The organism is Nocardia sp. NPDC059177 (assembly GCF_042755165.1).
Classification (GTDB): domain Bacteria; phylum Actinomycetota; class Actinomycetes; order Mycobacteriales; family Mycobacteriaceae; genus Nocardia.
Genome location: NZ_JBHZBX010000001.1, coordinates 627039 through 646347 on the forward strand (window position 1 = coordinate 627039; position 19309 = coordinate 646347).

The following is a 19309-nucleotide window of genomic DNA, read 5'->3' on the forward strand; positions in this document are numbered from 1 at the left end:
ACCCGCACCTCCGGGGCACCGGCGGCGGTACGGTGAGGTCCGGATTCACCGGAGGAGCACTTGGGCACCGACGCCATCGACCCGCAGACGATCTGCAATGTCACGATCATCGGGGACCCCGCGCAGACGGCACGGATCCGGCATCGGCTGAGCCGGGGCCGCACCGAGATCCGCTGGTCGGCCGACGGTGTCGAGCACACGATCCGCCTCGCCGAACTGTCGAGCCACGCGCCGCTGGCCGAACTCGAACGGTTCATCCGGGTGGCCGAGGGGGTGATCGCGGTCGTGCCCGCCGCCGGGGGTGACGCGGCACGGCTCGAGTCGATCCTGCGGGTCGCCGACGACTATCAGGTGGCCCGGCTGTGCCTGGTGACCGGACTCGACCAGCCCGCCGCCGATTTCGACCGCTGTGTGCGCACCATCGCGGGCACCCGGGGAGCGGTCCCGCTGCCACTGCACGCTCCACTGGGCAGCGGCGCCGGGTTCGACGGCGTCGTCGACCTGGTCGGGATGTGGGCGCTCGCGCCGATGGCCGCCGAGTTCTTCGGCAGCCGTTGGGCGTTCGCCGAACGGCGCTATCGCGAACTGGTCGCGGCGGTGCTGGCCCAGGATCCCAGCGCGGCCGCCGAATTCCGCGGCCTGCGCGAAATCCCCGCCGCCGATCTCTCCGACCGGATCCGCCGGCTCACCCGGATCGGCGAGGCGGCACCGATCCTGTGCGATCCGGCGCCCAGCAGCGACGACATCGCCCCGCTCCTGGACGCGATCGTCCGGTACCTGCCCTCGCCCCTGCACGTGTGCCAGCCCGAACACACCCTCGACTACTAGTCCGCGCCCCCGAGCCGCAGGAAACCGGTGAGGGCCGCCAGTTCTTCCGGAGTGCCGGGCAGGTATTCGGTGAGCAGGGGTGAGCGCAGGATGATCGCCTTCCACATGGCGCGGCTCAGCGTCGCGTGGATGACGGTGGGCGAGAGCAGCGCCCGCATGCCGAAGGGCGCGTCGGCGGGGGTGGAGGTGGTCATCGACAGCAGGACCACCGCGGCTTCGCGGCCACGGAACCGATCCGGCGTGCCGACCAGCACGTCCTCGATCTTGGCGCGCGCCAGCGATGTCCGGATCCGGGCGACCTGCGCGGCGTACGGGGCGACCACGAAGACATCGTGCGGGTGCAGCTTGCGGGTGCGCCCGCCCGAGGTCCAGGTCTCCCCGAGCAGCAGGCGGACCCGGCGCACCACTTCGCGTGCCTCGGCGTCGGATTCGGTGGCATTGCCGCGATGTTCGACCAGTACGGTGCTCACGCCCGGCGCGATCCCGGCCAGATCGCGGGCCAGGGTGATGGTTTCGCTGGCCCGCAGGGCGCCGTCGTAGCAGCTCGCCGACACCGGCGCGCACACCGCCGGGTGCATCCGCCAGGTGCGGTCCAGGAAATATCCGTACGCGGCGGGCAGGGTGGGCGCGCCGTCGCAGAGCCAGCCCAGCGCCGAGAGCTGGACCGGCAGCGGGTGCGCGGCCTGGGCGCGCGGCGGCTGCGGGTCACCGACGAGCAGCAGATTGCGCGCGCTCACGGCGACGGCGACGGTGTCGGCCACCGAGATCTCCCCCGCGTCGGCGATCACCAGCAGGTCGAGGCTGCGCGGCAGGATCAGCGAGTCGTCGACGAAATCGGCCGGGGTACCGCCGATCACGCAGCCGTTGACCGCGTTGTCGAGGAAGCGCGGATAGCGGGCGGCGTCGATGGCCGACCATTCCCGGCCCACCGCGGCGACGTCCTTCTTGGCCACCAGCTGCGGCAGCAACCCGGCCTCGACCACCGCGTCGAAGATCCGCTCGATCACCGCGTGCGATTGCGCCACCACCCCGATCCGCCACCGGTGCCGGGTGACCAGCCGTTCGATGGCGTGCCCGGTGGTGTCGGTCTTGCCGGTACCGGGCGGGCCGTGCACGGCCAGGTAGGAGGCGTCCAGCGCGCCGACGGCGGTGGCCAGCGCGGCGGCGAGATCGCCGTGCGGCGCAGGCAGCGCCTGGCCGTCGCGCAGCCGGGGCGGGCGGCGCAGCAGCAGGTCGTAGACGGCGTTCTCGGGCACCCAGGGCAGCGTGACCAGCAGGTCCTGGGCGGTGGACTCGAGCGCGGCCTCGATCTCGGCCTCGCCGTCGGGCGGGCCGGGGGCGATGGCGGCGGGGAGGTCATCGTACGGCGGACACCCGGCGGGCAGGAGTTCTTCCAGACGGACGACGTCGTCGAAGTTCGCGTCGACGGCGCTGCCCAGCACGGTCGCCGTCGCGGTGGCGCGGCGGCCCAGGGTCTGGGTCATGCCTGCCGCGGCGGCGCCGTCGTAGATGGTGACCATCTGGGTGCCCGGGGTGAGGGTGGCGCCGGTGCCGAGGCGGCCGGTGAGGGTCAGATAGCGGCGCATCGTCGGAAGTTGTGGCGTGCGATGCCAACTGGTGTCGACGGTGCCGCCCTCGGCGACCAGGACGCCGGGTTCGTCGGCCCATTCGCCGACCGGATGACCGAGCCGGTCGATGTGCGCCCACCAGCGCGGCTGACGTTCCCGCCGGTGGTAGCCGAGCACCGCGGCCATCAGCGCGGCGGCCCTGGCGGCGTCACCGTCGGCGTCGGCGGCGAACTCGGTGAGCGCGGCCTCGAGCGAACCGGTGCGCAGCGACGGCGGGAAATCGGCGGCGCCGACCTCGAATCGGCTGCCCGGCACCTCGATTCCGGCATCGGCGGCCCTGGCGAGCAGCCAGTCGCGGATACCGAGGACGGTGCCCGCGCGGCTGTGCGTCTCGGGCAGCAGCGCGGCGAGACCGGTCGTGTCGTAGGACTGTTCGCCGATCAGGACCGCGGTGCGCACGATGGGCGCCAGATCGACCAGGGCGCCCGCGGCCAGCAGCGCGTCGAGCAGATCGGCGCCGGCGCCGGTCCGGCCGGACCAGTCGAGCAGGGCCGTGCGCACGGCCGAACCGTAGTGGTAGACACGCACATCCGGGTCGGTGGCGCGGTGTTCGGTGACGATGTCGAGGAGTTCGTCGAGGGTGGTGTCGGGGATCGGCCGGTCGGGCTGGAAGACGACGGAATCCGCGTCGGCCAGTTCGACCGTGGTGACCGTGCCGTGCTGGTCGACATCGACGATCAGGGCGAGGTCACCGGGGCAGGGCGCGGGCAGGGCGCCCAGCGCGCTGGGATCGCGCAGGGCGTAGGTCGGTTCGCCGGTGCGTTCGCGGTGCAGCTGGATCTCGGCCTGGCGGCGCAGCGCGCTCACGGTGCGCGGGGTCAGCCCCGGGACCGGGGTGCCGGTGGTGGCGAGGCGATCGACGGTCAGTATCCCGGCTTCGCGCAGGCGGGCCCGCTGGGTCGGCCGGATCCCGGCCACCAGCAACAGATCCCGCGCCGTCGCCACCGCGGTCCGGCAGCTCGGGCACCGGCCACACGCCAGATAGCGCGGGTCACCCCACTGCACCGGCAGCAGTTCGGTCAGCTTCTCCTCGACGATCCGTTCCACCCGCGTCCGCCGAGCCAGATACAGCGGGGTGAGTTCGGCCGCGTCCGTGCGCTCCTCCCCCAGCGCCGACGAAAGATACGCCGACAGATCGACACTCGCACCCGCCGCGACGAGCTCCTGTGCCACAGCCGCGAATTCGAGCCGCGCGACCAGCGATTCCCGGACCGGATCGGCCCGCACGACCGGCACCGACGCAGCCACCCGCTCGAACGGCGTACGCCCCGCCGCCAGCTCCCGGCGCAGCACGCGCACATCCTCGGCATCCGGCGATCCCCCGGCCCGATGCCCGGATCCGGCTGCCGGGAAACGACTTTCCCGCGCACTGCCGGTCACCCCACGATCGGCTCCACCGACTTCCGAAGGGTCCGCGAACTCCGCGGGCATCCCCGAACCCGGACGCCAGTGGTCGACCTCAGAACGGTCCGCGAACTCCGCCGAACCCGAGCGCTGGTAGTCGACCTCCGGATGATCCGCGAAATCCGCAGGCATCGCCGAACCCGAGCGCCGGTGGTCGACCTCGGAACGGTCCGAGAACTCCGCCGACATCGCCGAACCCCGACGCCAGTGGTCGACCTCAGAACCGCTCGATCGGGGGTCGACATGATCGGTATGCGCAGCTCGCGCGACAGGCGCACCGGAGGCGGCCGCGACCGGTGGGCGACGGACGATGGCGGGTACCACCGGTCCACCGGAGGCGAGCGCGGAGTACATCGTGTAGCGGGGTTCGTCGGTGGCGCGGAGCAACAGGTCTACCCCGCAGGCGAATCGGCCGTCGAAGAACACCGCCCCGGCGATCGCCTCGGCGCCGGCGCGCACCGCCTCGTCGGTGAGCCTGGCGGCGGTGGTGAGCGCGGCGATCCGGGCGGCCGGATCGGCCCCGGGAACGTCCGCGGCCGGGATGGCGATCAAGCGGGAACCGAAGTGCGCCAGCAACTTCGGGGCAGGCTCGGCGCGGTGACGCAGGGGCACGGCGGTATCCGGGCCCGCGGGCAGGTTGCCGAGGGCGGCGTCGACCGCACGCAACAGCGCGAACTCGCAGTTCGCCGCGCGTGCGAGGTCGCCGACGGCACCGATCACCCGATCACCGGACACGAACAAGCGCGGCCCTCCTGTGTTCACGCACACCCGACGGCAAACACCTTAACCAGCGCTGCGGGCGACCAGGGCGCTACCCGCCGTAAGCCCCGTCAGGAACGCGGCTTACGACGTTCCGTGCGCGGACGTGCTTCGCGATCGCGGCGCGGACCCCGCGAATTCAGCCGCTGCGCCGGCGGACCCTGATCGGGCTGCAGCTGGATCAGCACGCCGCTGATCCTGGTGCGCCGCAAGGCTTCCAGCGTCTCGTGCGGCAGGTTGGCAGGCAGCTCGACGAGGCTGTAGTCCGGGCGGATGCTGATGTGCCCGAAATCGCTGCGGCGCAGGCCGCCCTCGTTGGCGATGGCGCCGACGATCGCGCCGGGTACCACGCGGTGTCGCTTGCCGACGCTGATCCGGTAGGTGGCCAGCTCCTGGCCGGTCTCGCGGGAGAACGACGGCGGGCGCGGGCCACGGTCCTCGTCGTCGTAGCGGCGCGGGGCACGCTCCCGATCGCGATCACGGAACTCGCGCTCCCGGCGCGGGGCCGGTTCCGGCTCGGGGGCCATGAAGAAGTTGTCGCCGTCGTAGGACGCGACGGCCAGGGCAGCAGCGATGTCGACCAGCGGCGTGTTGTGCTCGGCCTCGTAGTCCTCGATCAGCTTGCGGAACAGCGCCACATTGTCCGAGGACAGGTTCTCGGTGATCGAGTCACCGAACTTCGACACGCGCTGGGCGTTGACGTCGTCCACGCTGGGCAGCTGCATCTCGGTGAGCGGATGCTTGGTGGCCCGCTCGATCGCCTTGAGCAGGTGCCGCTCGCGGGGCGCGACGAACAGCAGCGCCTCACCCGAACGGCCGGCGCGACCGGTGCGGCCGATGCGGTGCACATAGGACTCGGTGTCGTGCGGGATGTCGTAGTTCACCACGTGCGAGATGCGGTCCACGTCCAGACCACGCGCGGCCACATCGGTGGCGACCAGGATGTCGAGCGCGCCGGACTTGAGCTGGCCGATGGTGCGCTCACGCTGGTTCTGCGCGATGTCACCGTTGATCGCGGCGGCGGAGAAGCCCCGCGAGCGCAGCTTCTCGGCGAGCTCCTCGGTGGCCTGCTTGGTGCGCACGAAGATGATCATCGCCTCGAAGTCCTCGACCTCGAGTACGCGCGTGAGGGCATCGAGCTTGCGCTGATGCGACACCTGCACATAGCGCTGGGTGATGTTGGTGTTGGTCTGGGTCTTGGACTTGACCGTGATCTCGACCGGGTCGTGCAGGTACTGCTTGGAGATCTTGCGGATCGCGCCCGGCATGGTCGCCGAGAACAGCGCGACCTGCTTGTCGTCGGGCGTATCGCGCAGGATGCGCTCCACGTCTTCCTGGAAGCCCATCTTGAGCATCTCGTCGGCCTCGTCGAGCACCAGGTAGCGCAGCTGGCTCAGATCCAGCGTGCCCTTCTCCAGGTGGTCGATGACGCGGCCGGGCGTGCCGACGACGACGTGCGCGCCCCGGCGCAGACCCGACAGCTGCACGCCGTAGCTCTGCCCGCCGTAGATGGGCAGCACGTGCAGGCCGGGGATGTGCGCGGAGTACTTACCGAAGGCCTCGGCGACCTGGATCGCGAGCTCACGGGTCGGCGCGAGCACCAGGGCGCTCGGCTTGCGCTGCGCGGTGTCCAGACCCATCAGGATCGGGATCGCGAATGCCGCGGTTTTGCCGGTGCCGGTCTGGGCGAGCCCGACGACGTCGGCGCCGGACAGCAGCGGAGGAATCGTCGCCGCCTGAATGGGGGACGGCGACTCGTAGCCCACATCGGCGATGGCCCGCAGCACGCGGTCATCGATCCCGAGGTCGGCGAAGGTCGGGCCGTCGTCGTGCCTGTCGTCGTCGGCAGGAACGCTGTCGACCTCATTGGTACTCATTGACCAGGACTTTACCGCCTGACGGTAGCTGTCCCAACCACCAGGTGAATACGGTGAGACCTATGCAACTACAGAACCGGTCAGCGCATCAGGAGCCGGTGCCGGTCGCGGTCGTCCAATTCGCGCCGCGGACCGACCCGGTCGCGAATCTGTCGTCCCTGCGCGAACACCTCCGCGCCGCCGTCGCGGCGGGGGCCAGGGTGGTGCTCGCACCCGAATACTCGATGTTTGCGGTGACCCGCCTCGACGAGCGGGTGGTGGCCGCCGCCGAGCCCCTCGACGGCCCGTTCACCACCGGACTCGCCGCGCTGGCAGCCGAATTCGGGGTGTGGCTGGTGGCCGGTGTGGTCGAACGCCCGGCGCCGGATTCGCGCCGGATCAGCAATACGCTCGTCGCGCACGGACCCGGGGGCGACCTACTCGCGGTGTACCGGAAAGTGCATCTGTACGACGCGTTCGGGCACCTGGAATCCGATGTCGTCGCGGCCGGTCCGCTCGTCGCGCCGGCCACCTTCACCGTCGACGGTGTGATATTCGGCATGCAGACCTGTTTCGACCTCCGTTTCCCGGAGGGCTGTCGGCGTGTCGCCGCGGCGGGCGCGCACGTGCTGCTGCTGCCCGCGCAGTGGATTCCCGGCCCGGCCAAGATCGACCAGTGGACGACGCTGCTGCGCGCCCGCGCCATCGAGAACACGGTGTATGTGGCGGCGGCCGATCAGTGCGCGCCGCGCGGGGCGGGCGCCTCGATGATCGTCGACCCGGCCGGCGCGGTACTGGGTGAACTGGGCGATGAGCCGGGCGTGCTCGTCGCCGGGATCGACCCGGCCCATCTCGCCCGGGTGCGCACCGCCAATCCGAGCCTGGCACTGCGCCGTTTCAGCGTGGTCGAGCGCGTATCGCCGGAGGCCGTCGCGGAGTAGCGTTCGAGGCGATGGTGTACCCGGATCGCGCAGCGGCGGGCCGCGTCCTCGGCACGGCTCTCGAGCATCTGCGCGACACGAATCCCCTGGTTCTCGGGCTGCCGCGCGGCGGGGTGCCGGTGGCCGCCGCGGTCGCGACGGCGCTCGGTGGCGAACTCGACGTGCTGCTGGTGCGCAAACTCGGCCTGCCCTGGCAGCCGGAGCTGGCGATGGGCGCCCTCGGCGAGGGCGGGGTGCTGGTGCTCAATCGCGATGTCGTCGATCGCAGCGGTGTCTCGCAGCAGGCGTTCATCGATGTCGAGCAGACCGAGCTGGCCGAACTCGCACGCAGGCAGGCAGTGCTGCGCGAGCGCGACCCGATCCCGCTGACCGGCCGCACGGTGATCATCGTCGACGACGGCATGGCCACCGGCGCGACGGTGGCCGCCGCCTGCCGGGTCGCCCGCGAGCAGGAACCGGTGTGGATCGTGGTCGCGGTCCCGGTGTCCTCCCCGGAAGCCGTGCGCCGGGTCAGCCCAGAGTGCGACGAACTCGTCTGCCTGTGGACCCCGGCCGACCTCGGCGGCGTCGGCCTGGCCTACACCGACTTCCACCAGCTCGCCGACGCCGAGGTCACCGAACTACTCGGCTGACCGGGCTGCCTTCCACTCGCGCACGACGCGGCCCAGCTCCGAACCTTTCCGGTCAGCCGAAGCACTGGCCTTCGCCGCGGTAGGTGGGGACGGTGGTGCGGTTACCTGCTTCGTCGACGAGGTGGATCTCGGTGAAGCGTTCGCAGAGTTCGCCCGCCTTGGCGTGGCGGAACCAGACCCGGTCGCCGATCTCGAGTTCGGCGCCGCCGGACAGAGGGGTCTGTACCTCGCCCGCGCCCTCGGAGCCGAGCAGTTTCAGACCGGCGGGCCAGACCGGCAGCGGTACCCGGCTGGGGCCTGCCGGGCCCGAGGCGATGTAGCCGCCGGCGAAGACCGTGGCGATGCTCGGGGTGGGTTTGCGCAGGACCGGGGTCGCGAAGAACAGCGCGGGGCGCGGGGTGAACGAGCGGTAGTGGTCGAACAGGGTCGGCACGTACAGGCCGGATCCGGCGGTCACCTCGGTGACGTCGGGATCGGTGATCGAGACCTCGATCGAACCGGTGCCGCCGCTGTTGACGAGCTCGAGCGGGCCGGTCACCGAACGCACCGCGTCGAGCACCCTGGTCCGCCTGCGGCCGATCTCGAGCGCGGAGAGCCGCTTGACCACCCGGACCGCAGGATTGCTGTCGGGCAGGCCGGCGATCTGCGCCTCGTAGGTCATCACGCCGACCACGTCGAATCCGCGCATCGCGGCCGCGGTGGCCAGGGCGGCGGCCTGGTCGGGGCTGCGGACCGGGGAACGGCGGGTGCCCAGGTGCAGGGGGCCGATCCGCAGCGCGGCGTCGACATCGAGGCAGACGCGGGGGTGGACCAGCGCGGTGCCGAGGGCTTCGCGGGTGGCGTCGAGCTGGGCGGCGTCGTCGATCATCAGGGTGATCGAGCGCACCAGGACCGGGTCGGCGGCGAGTTCGGCGAGGGCGGCCCGGTCGACCGTGGGGTAGCCGAGCAGGACGTCGCGGGCGCCGAGGCGGACCAGCCAGACGGCCTCGCGCAGCGAGTAGGCCATGATGCCGGCGAATCCGCCCTGGGCGGTGAGGTCGGTGCCGAGGACGCGTTCGAGGACGGCGCGGCAGCGCACGGACTTGCTGGCCACGCGGATCGCGACGCCGTTCGCCCGGCGGACCAGGTCGTCGGCATTGGCATCGAGGGCGGCCAGGTCGAGGGCGGCCAGCGGCGGATCGAGCTCGGCGGTCGCCGCGTGCAGATCGTGCAGCGAGGTCGGGGAGGTCACCCGACTACTGAACCACCTATTTGGTCAGTCGTCCAGCATTGTTGGGGGTCAGACTTCGACGGCCTTGAGGGTCAGGCAGCCGACCAGGTCGTCGATGACGACCAGGGTGGTCTCGTCGTTGCCGTCGGCGAGCCAGCGCAGCACCGCGCCGTAGAGCACCGACACGAGATAGGAGGCGACCGAGTCCAGCGGTTCGATCCACTGGGTGCCCGAGCGCTGTGCGCAGAGCCCGAGGAAGGCCACGGCCTCCTCGTCCATCTGCCGGAACATCGCGGCCGCGGCCGGATCGCCGACCGTCTCACCCGTCGGCGACCAGCGCTGCCGCAGGGTCTGCACGGCCGATTCGTAGGCGGCGACCTGCCGGGCCGGGGCGGCCTTCACCAGCGGCCAGTAGGCGCTCATCCCGGCGTGCAGGAATACCCGCAGGGCCCGCAACCCGGTGACGTCGATACTCGCGGCGGCCTGCTCGACGGCGTGGCAGATGGCTGGCCGCAGCGGCGCTTCGGTAAGTTCAAAACTGGCGCTCAACGACAACTCCTCGGCAACAAATTTCGCTGCCCGCGTCGATGCGAGCTCTGTAGACAGGTCACTCGATGACCGATCGTCCTATCCAGCGAGCTCGATCTTAGAAGGTTTTCTGGATTCACGAACTGGTTCTCCCGCCATTTTCAGACTGAAAGATTGTTTTGTTATCCGAATGCGACCTTATGTAAAACCGACCATACGGCCTGAATTTGATCACATTCCAAAACATCCGACGCCCCCACGCGCCGAAAACCACATACTTGGTCAATCGTACAAGTCAGCGTCCGCTCGACCCCGAGCTGTGGGGGACAACACAACGACACCTCGCGAAACGGACACGACACACTGCGTGTCCGTTCCGCGAACTCGGACGCGCCACGCCCGGTGCCACCGATAACCTGGTCAAGTGACTCTCTCCCCCTCTGCCGACCAGTTCGCCATCAGCGGCACCTTCAACTTCCGCGATGTGGGCGGGCTGCGCACCGTCGACGGCGCCACCACCCGCCCCGGCATCCTGCTGCGCTCGGCCCAGCTGAGCGGCCTCGACGAGCGGGGCCTGGCCACCCTGCGCGAGCTGCGGGTCACCGATGTGCACGACCTGCGCGGCCGCGCCGAGATCGACCACATCGGCCACGACACCCTCCCCGACGGCGTGCGCCTGCACATCACCCCGTTCGACTCCCGGATGGACGACGCGCCCCCGCACGAGGCGCGGACCAGCTCGGCCCGCACCCACATGATCGAGGTGTATCGCCACTTCCCCACCCTGCCCGAGGCGCACACCGCCATCACCCGGCTGGCCGGCTCCATCATCGCCGGTGACGGCGCCGCGCTCGTGCACTGCGCGGCGGGCAAGGACCGCACCGGCTGGGCGGTCGCGACGCTGCTGCGCGCGGTCGGCGTCACCGAGGAGGCGGTCTACGCCGACTTCCTGGCCAGCAACGACGCGGTCGAACCACTACGCAGGCTGCTCGAACCCAAGATCTCCGACGGCAACGCGCTCTCGGTCGACCTGCTCGGCGTGCACGCCGAATACCTGCGCACCGCCGACGCCACGGTGCGCGAGAAGTACGGCGACACCGAGGGCTACCTGGCCGAGATCGGCCTCACCGGCACCCTGCGCGCCGACCTGCGGGAGTGTCTGGTCTGACTAGAGCCCGCTGACCCGACGCGGCTCGGCGCGGACCAGGCCGTCGGCGTCGATGCTCACCAGATCGCCGGTGTGGAACCAGGTTCCGCTGAAGCGGGTGCGCGAGGCGGTGGGGTCGTTCCAGTAGCGGCGGCTGACATTCGGCCCGCGGCACAGCAATTCGCCGCGGCCTGCCGTCGCCTCGGGGCCCGACAGCGCCAATTCGGTGCCGCCGAAGGCGAATCCCAGGGTGGAGCCGGTGTCGGCGAGGTCGGTGTCGTCGACCATCAGGCCGATGCCGCTGGTCTCGGTGGCACCCCACACCGACCACTGTCTGGCGGCGGGGAACAGCTCGCGCAGGGCGGCGGTGAGGGTGGCCGGGGCCGCGGCGGCGGCGCGCTCGGAACGGTGACAGGCCTTGCTGATCCGCCGGACCGCCGAACCCGCCCGGCGCACAGCGAGTTCCGGTAGCAGCCCGGCGAAGATCCGTGGTGTCGCCGAGACGGTGTCGATGCGTTCGGTGATCAGCACGTCGGCGAGATCACGCGCGGTGGGGGCGAGCACCACCGTGCCGCCGACGGCGAAGGTCGGCAGCAGCTGGTCGACGCAACCGCTGGCGTGTGCGAGCGGCAGCAGCACCAGATTGCGCAACCCGTCGGCGGGCAGGCCGAGCGCGCCGACCACCGAAGACACTGCCGAGAGCAGATTCTCGTTGCTCAGCTCCACCCCGGCCGGCACCGGCTGCCGCGCAGCGGTGCCGGTGTAGCAGAGCAGGGCCGGGTCGTCGAGAGCGGCGCCGTCATCGATGAAGGCGGTGCCGTCGGGCAGCGGGCCATCGGGGCCGAGCACGAAATCGGCACAGCTGTCGGCGATCACGCGCGCGGCGACGGCCGCGGGCAGGGCGTCGGGCACCAGCACCGGCACCGCGCCGGACAGCAGCGCGCCGAGGAACGCCTGCACCCAGCGGACGCTGGTCGGCATGTGCACCGCGACCCGGTCGCCGTAGCCGATGCCGTGCGTCTGCAGCCCGCCCGCGATCCGCGCGGCGCTGTGCCACAGTTCGCGATAGGTCAGCCGCGGGCCGCCGACCTCGACGACGGCCTCGCGGCCGGTGAACGCGTGCACCCGCAGGTCGAGCAGCTCGGTGAGCGCGGGGCTGAGATCGCCGTAGCGCAGCACGCCGTCGGAACCGCGGCGCAGTGGCCCGGCCGCACAGTGCGCGGGGAACTCGATGATGGTCGCGCCCGGTTCGTGCTCGCTGTGACCCATCCGGACCTCCACGTACGTCGATGCAGCACCGCACCTGAACTATATGACGTGGATCACATACCTGTCAGGCACTCGGCGCGCTCACTCGCCGCGATAGGTCGCCTTACCTGGCCCGATCTCGAGGAAACTGCGCACCGCGCCCCGCAGGTCCTCGGTCGCGAACAGCGCGCCGGAGACCTCGGGGGTCACCGAATCCGCGTGCGCCACACCGCCGGAACGCCACGCCTCGATGATCTGCTTGGTCGCCGCGTGCGCCCGGGTCGGGCCATCGGCCAGCCGGGTGACCAGTGCCAGCGCCGCGGGCGCGAGGTCATCGTGCACGGCGTTGACCACGCCCCACTCGGCCATGGTCGCCGCGTCGTAGAGGTCGGCGGTCATCACGAACTCCCTGGCCCGGCCCGAACCGGCGCGCTCGGCCAGCCGCTGTGGGCCGCCCATCGACGGTGTCAGCCCGACCACGGTCTCCACCAGCCCGAACTTGGCCTTCGGGGCGGCCAGGATGATGTCGCAGGCCAGCGAGATCTCGAAGGCCGCGGTCAGGGTGAGCCCGTGCGCGGCGAAGACCACCGGGCAGGGCAGCGCCTCGATCGGGTGGATGATCTGCTCGAACAGCTCACGCCACAGCTGCGCGCCCTCCTCGACGCTGCGCCCGTCGAAGATGTTCACGTCGACCCCGCCGGAGACGACCTTGCCCTCGGCGTTGATCAGTACCGCACGCGGCGGTTCGGCGGTCACCGCGGCGAGATCGGCGATCAGCGAGTCGATCAGCGCGCGGTCGAACAGGTTCAGCGGCGGGTGGGCCAGGGTGATCGTGGCGATCTCGGCACCGGCTTCGGTGAATTCGCGCGTCAAACGGGTCGGCTTCGTATCACTCATCCGGTCAGCGTAGAACCCGCGGAACCCCGGGGTGTCGGTGGTCGTTGGCATGATGAGCTGTCCAGCACGGAAGTGCCCTACAGTTTCGACTCGTCGGGCGAAGAGGAGGACGACGCCGTGTTCAAGAACGCGATCGAAAAGGCCGTGGTCGATGTACTCGACACCGGTTCCAAGCTGCAGGCGCCCGCGGTGCGCCGCTACGTCGAATTCCTTCGTGAACGTCATCCGGGTGAGAATCCCGCCCAGATCGTGGCCCGGCTGGAAAAGCAGTATCTGCTCGCGGTCACCGGCAGCGGCGCGGCCGTCGGCGCCACCGCCGCCTTTCCCGGTGTCGGGACGGTGGCCGCGCTGGGCGCCGTCGGCGCGGAGACCGCGTTCTTCATGGAGGCCTCGGCCCTGTTCACCCTCGCCCAGGCCTATGTCCACGGCATCGAACCGGAGAACAAGGAGGCCAGGCGCGCGATGGTGCTGGCGGTCGTGCTCGGTGACACCGGCATCGCGATCGTGCAGAAGGGCCTGAGCACCTCGTCGAAGAACTGGGCGGGCGCGCTGGCGGGCAAGGTGCCCGGTATCTCCGCGATCAACAGTTCGCTGCTGCAGCAGTTCATCAAACGCTTCATCACCAAACGCGCCGCGCTGATGGCGGGCAAGATCCTGCCCGCGGGCATCGGCGCCGCGATCGGCGGCGCGGGCAATCGCGCGCTGGGCAAGGCCACGATCGACAACGCGCACAAGGCCTTCGGTCCCGCCCCCGCTCGCTGGGCCACCCCGCTGCACAACGTGATCGACGCCGACCCGCTGCCCGCACTCGGTGCCGCCGTGATCGATACCGAGGTGAAGAGCAAGTGAGCGCCCCCCGCGGTGACGCCGTCCGGGTACGCGGTGTCGGTAAGCAGTTCGCCCAGGTCAGCGCGGTGGAAGGCATCGATTTCAGGGTGCCCGCCGGTGCGGTGACAGCGCTGGTTGGGCCGACGGGCGCCGGCAAGACCACGGTGCTGCACCTGGTGCTCGGCCTGCAACAGCCGAGCAGCGGCAGCGTCGAACTGGATCTGCCGGGGCGCGGTCCCGCCGCGGTCGGTGGCGTGCTGAGCCCGCGCGGGCTGCATCCGGCCCGCACCGTGCGCGCTCAGCTGGACTGTTACGCGCCGGTCGTCGGGGTCTCGCGGCGCCGCGTCGCCGCGGTACTCGAGCACACCGGGCTCGCCGCGGTCGCCGATACCGTTGTCGCCCAGCTGCATCCGGCCCAGCAGACCCGGCTGGCAGTGGGCATCGCACTGCTCGCCGATCCCCCGCTGCTGGTACTCGACGACCCGTTCGCCGACACCCACGGCATCGAACGCACGTGGGTGCAGGAGCTGCTGCGCGGGCACGCCAACCGCGGCGGTGCGGTGCTGGTCGGGGCGAGCACCCTCGCCGATGTGGTCGCGGTGGCCGATCAGCTCGTCGTGCTGAGCGAGGGCGCGGTCGTCTGGCAAGGCACGCCGGCCAAGCTGCGCCGCGGGCACCCCGATCGCCTGGTGATCGCCGCCCAGCCCTCGATCGCGCTGGCCACCGCGCTCGCCGCGCAGGGATACACCGACGCGGTGATGCGCCCCGACGGCAGACTCGCCGTCGCCGAGGCGAGCGAGGCCACCATCCGGTCGGTCGCCGAGGCCGCGCAGGTGCGCATCGGCAGCATCGTGTCCGACCCGATCCACCCCGACCGGGTACTGGCCTCGCTGACCAAACCGCGCAGGCACCCGCACCTCGCCCCGACCCCGCCGGTGAATCCCACCCCCGGATTCGCGCCGGCGCCGACCTCGTATGGGATGCCCCGATGACCGCTGTGCTGCCCGCCGACCTCCTGCCCGGTGCCGACACCGAGGCGCGCAAGATCGTCGCGGGCCCGCACGTGCGGCTGCTGCTGGGCACACCGGTGGCGCTCGCGCTGATCGGCACGCTGATCACCGCGCTGATGTCCGGGCCCGCCGATCCGGCGGGTCAGCCCGCGACCGGCGCCGCCACCATCGGTCTCTACCTCGGGATGATCGCGGTGTTCGTCGCGGCCGCGGTGCTCGGCATCACCGCCACCGGCGGGGAGTACCGGCACCGGACCATGGCGCTGTCGGTGCTGCTCGCCCCCGACCGCGATCGTCTCGTCACCGCGAAGTACCTCGCCACCGCCGGGTTCGCCCTCGCGCTGGCGGTGGTCGCCGAGCTGGTGAGTTTCGCCGTGCTGCTGGCCGCAGGGCGCGGCAAGTTCGAGCTCGGCTGGCAGCTGTTCGAGGTGCTCGGGGCCGGGCTGCTGGTGGCGGTGTGCTGGGCCGTGCTCGGCGCGGGTATCGGGCTGCTGCTGCGCACCTTCACCGGCGCGGTCTGGCTGGTGCTGGGCTGGGCCTTCGTTCTCGAACCGCTGATCTGGCTGGTGGCCAAGGGCTTCGGGGCCGGTGGCCTCGCGGCGATCCTGCCCGTCTCGGCCACCGTCGCCGGTGTGAGCGCAGGCTCGTTCTCCGACGCTGCGGTCTTCGCGCCGACCCCGGCCGCGCTGGTGGTGCTGCTGCTGTGGACCGCCGCCGTCGGCGCGGCGGGGTGGTGGGACCTGCGCACACGCGACCTGTAGTGGGGGCCGAGGCGGGCTGGATCCGCAGGCTCTGGCGGCTGTGCCTGGGCCATCCCCGGCTGCTCGCCGGCATCGCGGTGTCGGTGCTGGCCGGTGCGGTGGTCGCGATCGCGGCGCCGCTGGCCACCAAACGCGCGGTCGACGCCGCCCAGGCAGGCGATACCGCTGTCATCGGCGGCGCCGCGGCGCTGCTCGCGGTCCTGGCCGTCGGCCGCTTCGCCGCCACTTTCGCGCGCAGGCTCTGGGCGGGCAAGCTCTCGCTGGAGGTCCAGCACCAGCTGCGGGTCGCGCTGCTGGCCGCCCTGCAACGACTCGACGGCGCAGGCCAGGACACCATCCGCACCGGTCAGGTGGTGTCGCGCTCGATCACCGACCTGCAATTGGTGCAGGGCCTGCTGGCGATGGTGCCCTGGTCGGGCCTGGCGGTGCTGCAGTTCGTGCTGTCGGCGGTGGTGATGGTGTGGCTGAGCCCGCCGCTGGCGCTGGCCGCACTGCTGGTCGCGCCCGCCCTGGCGGTGGTCGTGCTGCGGCTGCGCCCCCGGCTCTACGCGGCGACCTGGTCGGCCCAGCAGCGCGCCGCCGACCTGGCCGAACACGTCGAACAGACGGTCACCGGCGTGCGCGTGGTGAAGGGCTTCGGGCAGGAGGCCCGGATGGTCGACGTGCTCGAGGACCACAGCCGCACCCTGTTCGCCGAGCGGCTGCGCGCGGCCCGGATCAATGCCCGCTTCGCGCCGGTGGTGTCGGCGCTGCCGCAGGCCGGGCTGGTCGCGGTGATCATCGTCGGCGGGGTGCTGGCCCGGCACGGCGCGATCGGCGTCGGCACCTTCCTCGCGTTCACCGCCTATCTCGCCACGATGACGTCCTCGGCGCGCACCATCACCTCGGTGGTGATCATGGGCCAGCTCACCAAGGCCGCCGTGGACCGGGTGTTCCAGGTGATCGACGCCGCCCCGGTGCTGGTCGACCCGGACGCGCCGGTCGAGCTGCCGCCGGGACCGCTCGGCATCGACTTCGAGGCGGTCCGGTTCGGGTTCGACCCCGAGCAGCCGGTGCTGCGTGAGCTCGACCTCACTGTGAAACCGGGCGAGACGGTGGCGATCATCGGCCCGGCCGGGTCGGGCAAGTCGACGTTGTCGCTGCTGCTGCCCCGCTTCTACGCACCCGACGCGGGCCGGATCAGCCTGGTCGGCGCCGACGGCACCCGCGCCGATCTGGCCGAGCTGCGCGCCGAGGACCTGCGCGGAGCCCTCGGCGTGGTCTTCGACGACCCGTTCCTTTTCTCCGACACCATCGCCGCCAATATCGCCCTGGGCCGTCCCGAGGCCACCGACGCCGAGATCAGGGCCGCCGCGACCGCGGCCGCCGCCGACGCCTTCATCGCCGAACTGCCCGAGGGCTACGACACCGTCATCGGCGAGCGCGGTCTGACCCTCTCGGGCGGCCAGCGCCAGCGCATCGCCCTGGCCCGAGTGCTGCTGACCCGCCCGCGCGTGCTCGTCCTCGACGACGCCACCTCCGCGGTCGACGCCGTCACCGAGGCCGAGATCTTCCGCAGGCTCCCCGACCCGGGCGGGCGCACCACGCTGATCCTGGCCCATCGCGAGTCGACGCTGGCCCAGGCCGACCGCGTGATCCGGTTGCCCGCCCCCGCGGGCTCGACCGTGCCGACGGCACCGGCCACCGACAAACTGCGCACCGACGCCGGCAAACCGCGGTCGATGTCGGCCACCTCGACCGAGCTCAGCGAGACCCCCGAACTGCGCGCCGCCGTCGCGGCCCTGCCACCGGCGACCGAAGCGCCGCGCCTGCCCGGTGACCTGCGCGCACCTCTGCCCGGCTTCGGCCTGCGCGCCCTGCTGCGGCCGGTGCGTGGTCTGGTGCTGGCGGTGATGGCCTTGCTCGCCGCCGAGGCGCTGATCGGCGTCGCCTTCCCGCCGCTGGTCCGCTACGCCATCGACACCGGCGTCACCGCGGGTGACGGCACCGCACTGGTCATCGCGGCGGTCGCGGGGATCGGGCTGGTACTGGCCGGGTTGGTCGTGGGCGCGGCGGTCACCGTGCTGACCGCGCGCACCGGCGAACGGGTGCTGTTCGGCCTGCGGGTCCGCAGCTACGCCCAGTTGCAGCGGCTCGGCCTGGACTTCTACGAGCGCGAACTGTCCGGACGGATCATGACCAGGATGACCACCGACGTCGACGCGCTCTCGACGTTCCTGCAGACGGGTGTGGCGACCGGGCTGGTCGGGGTGATCACGCTGGTCGGCGTCGCCGCCGGCCTGGTCTTCATCGACGCGAGTCTGGCGCTGGTCGTGCTGGCCACGGTGCCGCCGATGCTGCTGGCCACGCTGGCGTTCCGGCGGGTCTCGTCGAGCGCCTACACCGTCTCCCGGGAGCGGGTCTCGGTGGTCAACGCCGATTTCCAGGAGAACATCGCCGGTCTGCGCGCGGTGCAGGCCGCCCGCAACGAACCGGTCGCGGCCCGGCGCTTCGCCGAGTACTCGCACCGCTACCGCGACGCGCGCGTCCGCGCCCAGCGCGCGATCGCGGCCTACTTCTCCTTCGGCCTGGCCTGGGCCGACCTCGCCCTGGCGGTGGTGGTCTATCTGGGCGCCAACGCCGTGGCCGAGGGCCGGACCACCACCGGCACACTCGTCGCCTTCGTCCTCTATCTCGGGTTGCTGTTCAGCCCGATCCAGGAGCTGTCGCAGGTGTTCGACGGGTATCAGCAGGCCAGGGTCGGGTTGCGCCGTATCGGCGAGCTGCTGCGCACCGAGTCCTCGATCGCCGCCGATCCGCCCGACGCGGTGCCTGTCGACCGGCTCGACGGCGAGATCGTCTTCGACGAGGTCGCCTTCCGCTACCCGGGCGCCAACGCGCCGGCGCTCGACGGCGTCTCCTTCACCGTCCCCGCGGGCGCCACGCTGGCGCTGGTCGGCGCGACCGGGGCGGGCAAGTCCACCATCGTGAAGCTGCTGGCCCGCCTCTACGACCTCCCCGACGACCCGGCGGCGGGCTCGATCCGCGTCGACGGTGTCGATCTACGTAAATTTGTGCTCACCGAGTACCGGCGGCGGCTGGGAATTGTGCCCCAGGAAGCTCACTTGTTCACCGGTGACGTGGCGAGCAACATTGCATTCGGGCAACCTCTCGCCTCGGCAGGCGACATCCGTACCGCGGCCAACACCGTCGGAGCAGGGGCGATGATCGACGGATTGCCCCGGAAAATGCGTCAGCCGGTCGGTGAACGCGGCCGCGGGCTCTCCGCCGGGCAGCGTCAGCTGATCGCGCTGGCCAGGGCCGAACTGGTCGATCCCGACCTGCTGCTGCTCGACGAGGCCACTTCTACCCTCGACCCGGAAACGGAGGCATCGGTGCTGGTAGCGAGCCGTTCGCTGGCCCGCGGCCGGACCACCGTGGTGGTCGCGCACCGGCTGGCCACCGCGGCCCGCGCCGACCTGATCGGCGTCGTCGACGCAGGACGCATCATCGAATTCGGCACGCATCAAGAATTACTCGCCCACGGCGGCCACTACGCACGACTCTGGGCGGCGGGCGCCGAAGCGGAGGGAATAGTGTCGGCGAGCGACCGGTCACCGGGTCAGTAGCAACATCGGTATGCCGCTGGGCAT

The 19309-nt window shown here is 71.4% G+C and carries 14 protein-coding genes; 8 read left to right on the forward strand and 6 right to left on the reverse strand.

Going from position 1 to position 19309, the window contains the following annotated elements; all coding sequences use genetic code 11:
• The first annotated feature begins 60 nt into the window (after window positions 1-60).
• Window positions 61-828 (forward strand): GTP-binding protein, encoded by a 768-nt coding sequence (locus tag ACFXK0_RS02860; protein WP_379407972.1) that lies wholly within the window; start codon window positions 61-63, stop codon window positions 826-828.
• Here the strand turns inward: ACFXK0_RS02860 and ACFXK0_RS02865 are convergent.
• Window positions 825-4595 carry an AAA domain-containing protein gene (locus ACFXK0_RS02865; RefSeq protein WP_379407973.1) on the reverse strand — a complete coding sequence of 1257 codons (3771 nt, stop codon included), beginning with the start codon at window positions 4593-4595 and terminating at the stop codon, window positions 825-827. The two genes, ACFXK0_RS02860 and ACFXK0_RS02865, sit on opposite strands and share 4 nt — an antisense overlap.
• A gap of 95 nt (window positions 4596-4690) precedes the next feature.
• A complete protein-coding gene (locus ACFXK0_RS02870) occupies window positions 4691-6496 on the reverse strand; it encodes a DEAD/DEAH box helicase (RefSeq protein WP_379407974.1) in 1806 nt (601 codons plus the stop codon).
• A gap of 62 nt (window positions 6497-6558) precedes the next feature.
• Here ACFXK0_RS02870 and ACFXK0_RS02875 point away from each other — a divergent pair, with 62 nt between their 5' ends.
• Both ACFXK0_RS02875 and ACFXK0_RS02880 read left to right on the forward strand, forming a co-directional pair.
• Complete coding sequence (locus tag ACFXK0_RS02875; protein WP_379407976.1) at window positions 6559-7416, forward strand: carbon-nitrogen hydrolase family protein; 858 nt, start codon at window positions 6559-6561, stop codon at window positions 7414-7416.
• A gap of 11 nt (window positions 7417-7427) precedes the next feature.
• A complete protein-coding gene (locus ACFXK0_RS02880) occupies window positions 7428-8048 on the forward strand; it encodes a phosphoribosyltransferase (protein WP_379407977.1) in 621 nt (206 codons plus the stop codon).
• 52 nt (window positions 8049-8100) lie between these two features.
• Here ACFXK0_RS02880 and ACFXK0_RS02885 read toward each other — a convergent pair whose 3' ends face one another.
• Both ACFXK0_RS02885 and ACFXK0_RS02890 read right to left on the reverse strand, forming a co-directional pair.
• Window positions 8101-9279: an alanine racemase gene (locus ACFXK0_RS02885; RefSeq protein ID WP_379407979.1), complete on the reverse strand. Its 1179-nt coding sequence runs from the start codon at window positions 9277-9279 to the stop codon at window positions 8101-8103.
• Between the two features lie 48 nt (window positions 9280-9327).
• Window positions 9328-9807 carry a TetR family transcriptional regulator gene (locus ACFXK0_RS02890; protein ID WP_379407980.1) on the reverse strand — a complete coding sequence of 160 codons (480 nt, stop codon included), beginning with the start codon at window positions 9805-9807 and terminating at the stop codon, window positions 9328-9330.
• A gap of 403 nt (window positions 9808-10210) precedes the next feature.
• On the opposite strand from ACFXK0_RS02890, the gene ACFXK0_RS02895 reads away from it, so the two are divergent.
• Window positions 10211-10954, forward strand: a complete 744-nt coding sequence (locus ACFXK0_RS02895) for a tyrosine-protein phosphatase (RefSeq protein WP_379407981.1) — start codon at window positions 10211-10213, stop codon at window positions 10952-10954.
• Here the strand turns inward: ACFXK0_RS02895 and ACFXK0_RS02900 are convergent, their stop codons facing one another.
• Together ACFXK0_RS02900 and ACFXK0_RS02905 are read right to left on the reverse strand one after the other, a co-directional pair.
• Window positions 10955-12202: a class I adenylate-forming enzyme family protein gene (locus ACFXK0_RS02900; protein WP_379407982.1), complete on the reverse strand. Its 1248-nt coding sequence runs from the start codon at window positions 12200-12202 to the stop codon at window positions 10955-10957.
• 81 nt (window positions 12203-12283) lie between these two features.
• A complete protein-coding gene (locus ACFXK0_RS02905) occupies window positions 12284-13078 on the reverse strand; it encodes an enoyl-CoA hydratase/isomerase family protein (protein ID WP_379407983.1) in 795 nt (264 codons plus the stop codon).
• Between the two features lie 117 nt (window positions 13079-13195).
• Between ACFXK0_RS02905 and ACFXK0_RS02910 the strand changes: the two genes are divergently transcribed.
• The 4 genes from ACFXK0_RS02910 to ACFXK0_RS02925 are packed head-to-tail and all read left to right on the forward strand — an operon-like array spanning window position 13196 to window position 19285.
• On the forward strand, window positions 13196-13927 hold the full coding sequence (locus ACFXK0_RS02910) for a hypothetical protein (RefSeq protein ID WP_379408074.1): 732 nt from the start codon (window positions 13196-13198) through the stop codon (window positions 13925-13927).
• Entirely contained in the window at window positions 13924-14898 is a 975-nt protein-coding gene (locus ACFXK0_RS02915; protein WP_379407984.1) for an ATP-binding cassette domain-containing protein, read from the forward strand. The genes ACFXK0_RS02910 and ACFXK0_RS02915 overlap by 4 nt, the downstream gene beginning before the upstream one ends.
• Window positions 14895-15677 carry an ABC transporter permease subunit gene (locus ACFXK0_RS02920; protein WP_379407986.1) on the forward strand — a complete coding sequence of 261 codons (783 nt, stop codon included), beginning with the start codon at window positions 14895-14897 and terminating at the stop codon, window positions 15675-15677. Before ACFXK0_RS02915 ends, ACFXK0_RS02920 begins: the two co-directional genes overlap by 4 nt.
• The gene (locus ACFXK0_RS02925) at window positions 15677-19285 is read left to right on the forward strand and encodes an ABC transporter ATP-binding protein (protein WP_379407987.1); all 3609 of its coding nucleotides are present in this window, start codon (window positions 15677-15679) and stop codon (window positions 19283-19285) included. Before ACFXK0_RS02920 ends, ACFXK0_RS02925 begins: the two co-directional genes overlap by 1 nt.
• Window positions 19286-19309: the final 24 nt, after the last annotated feature.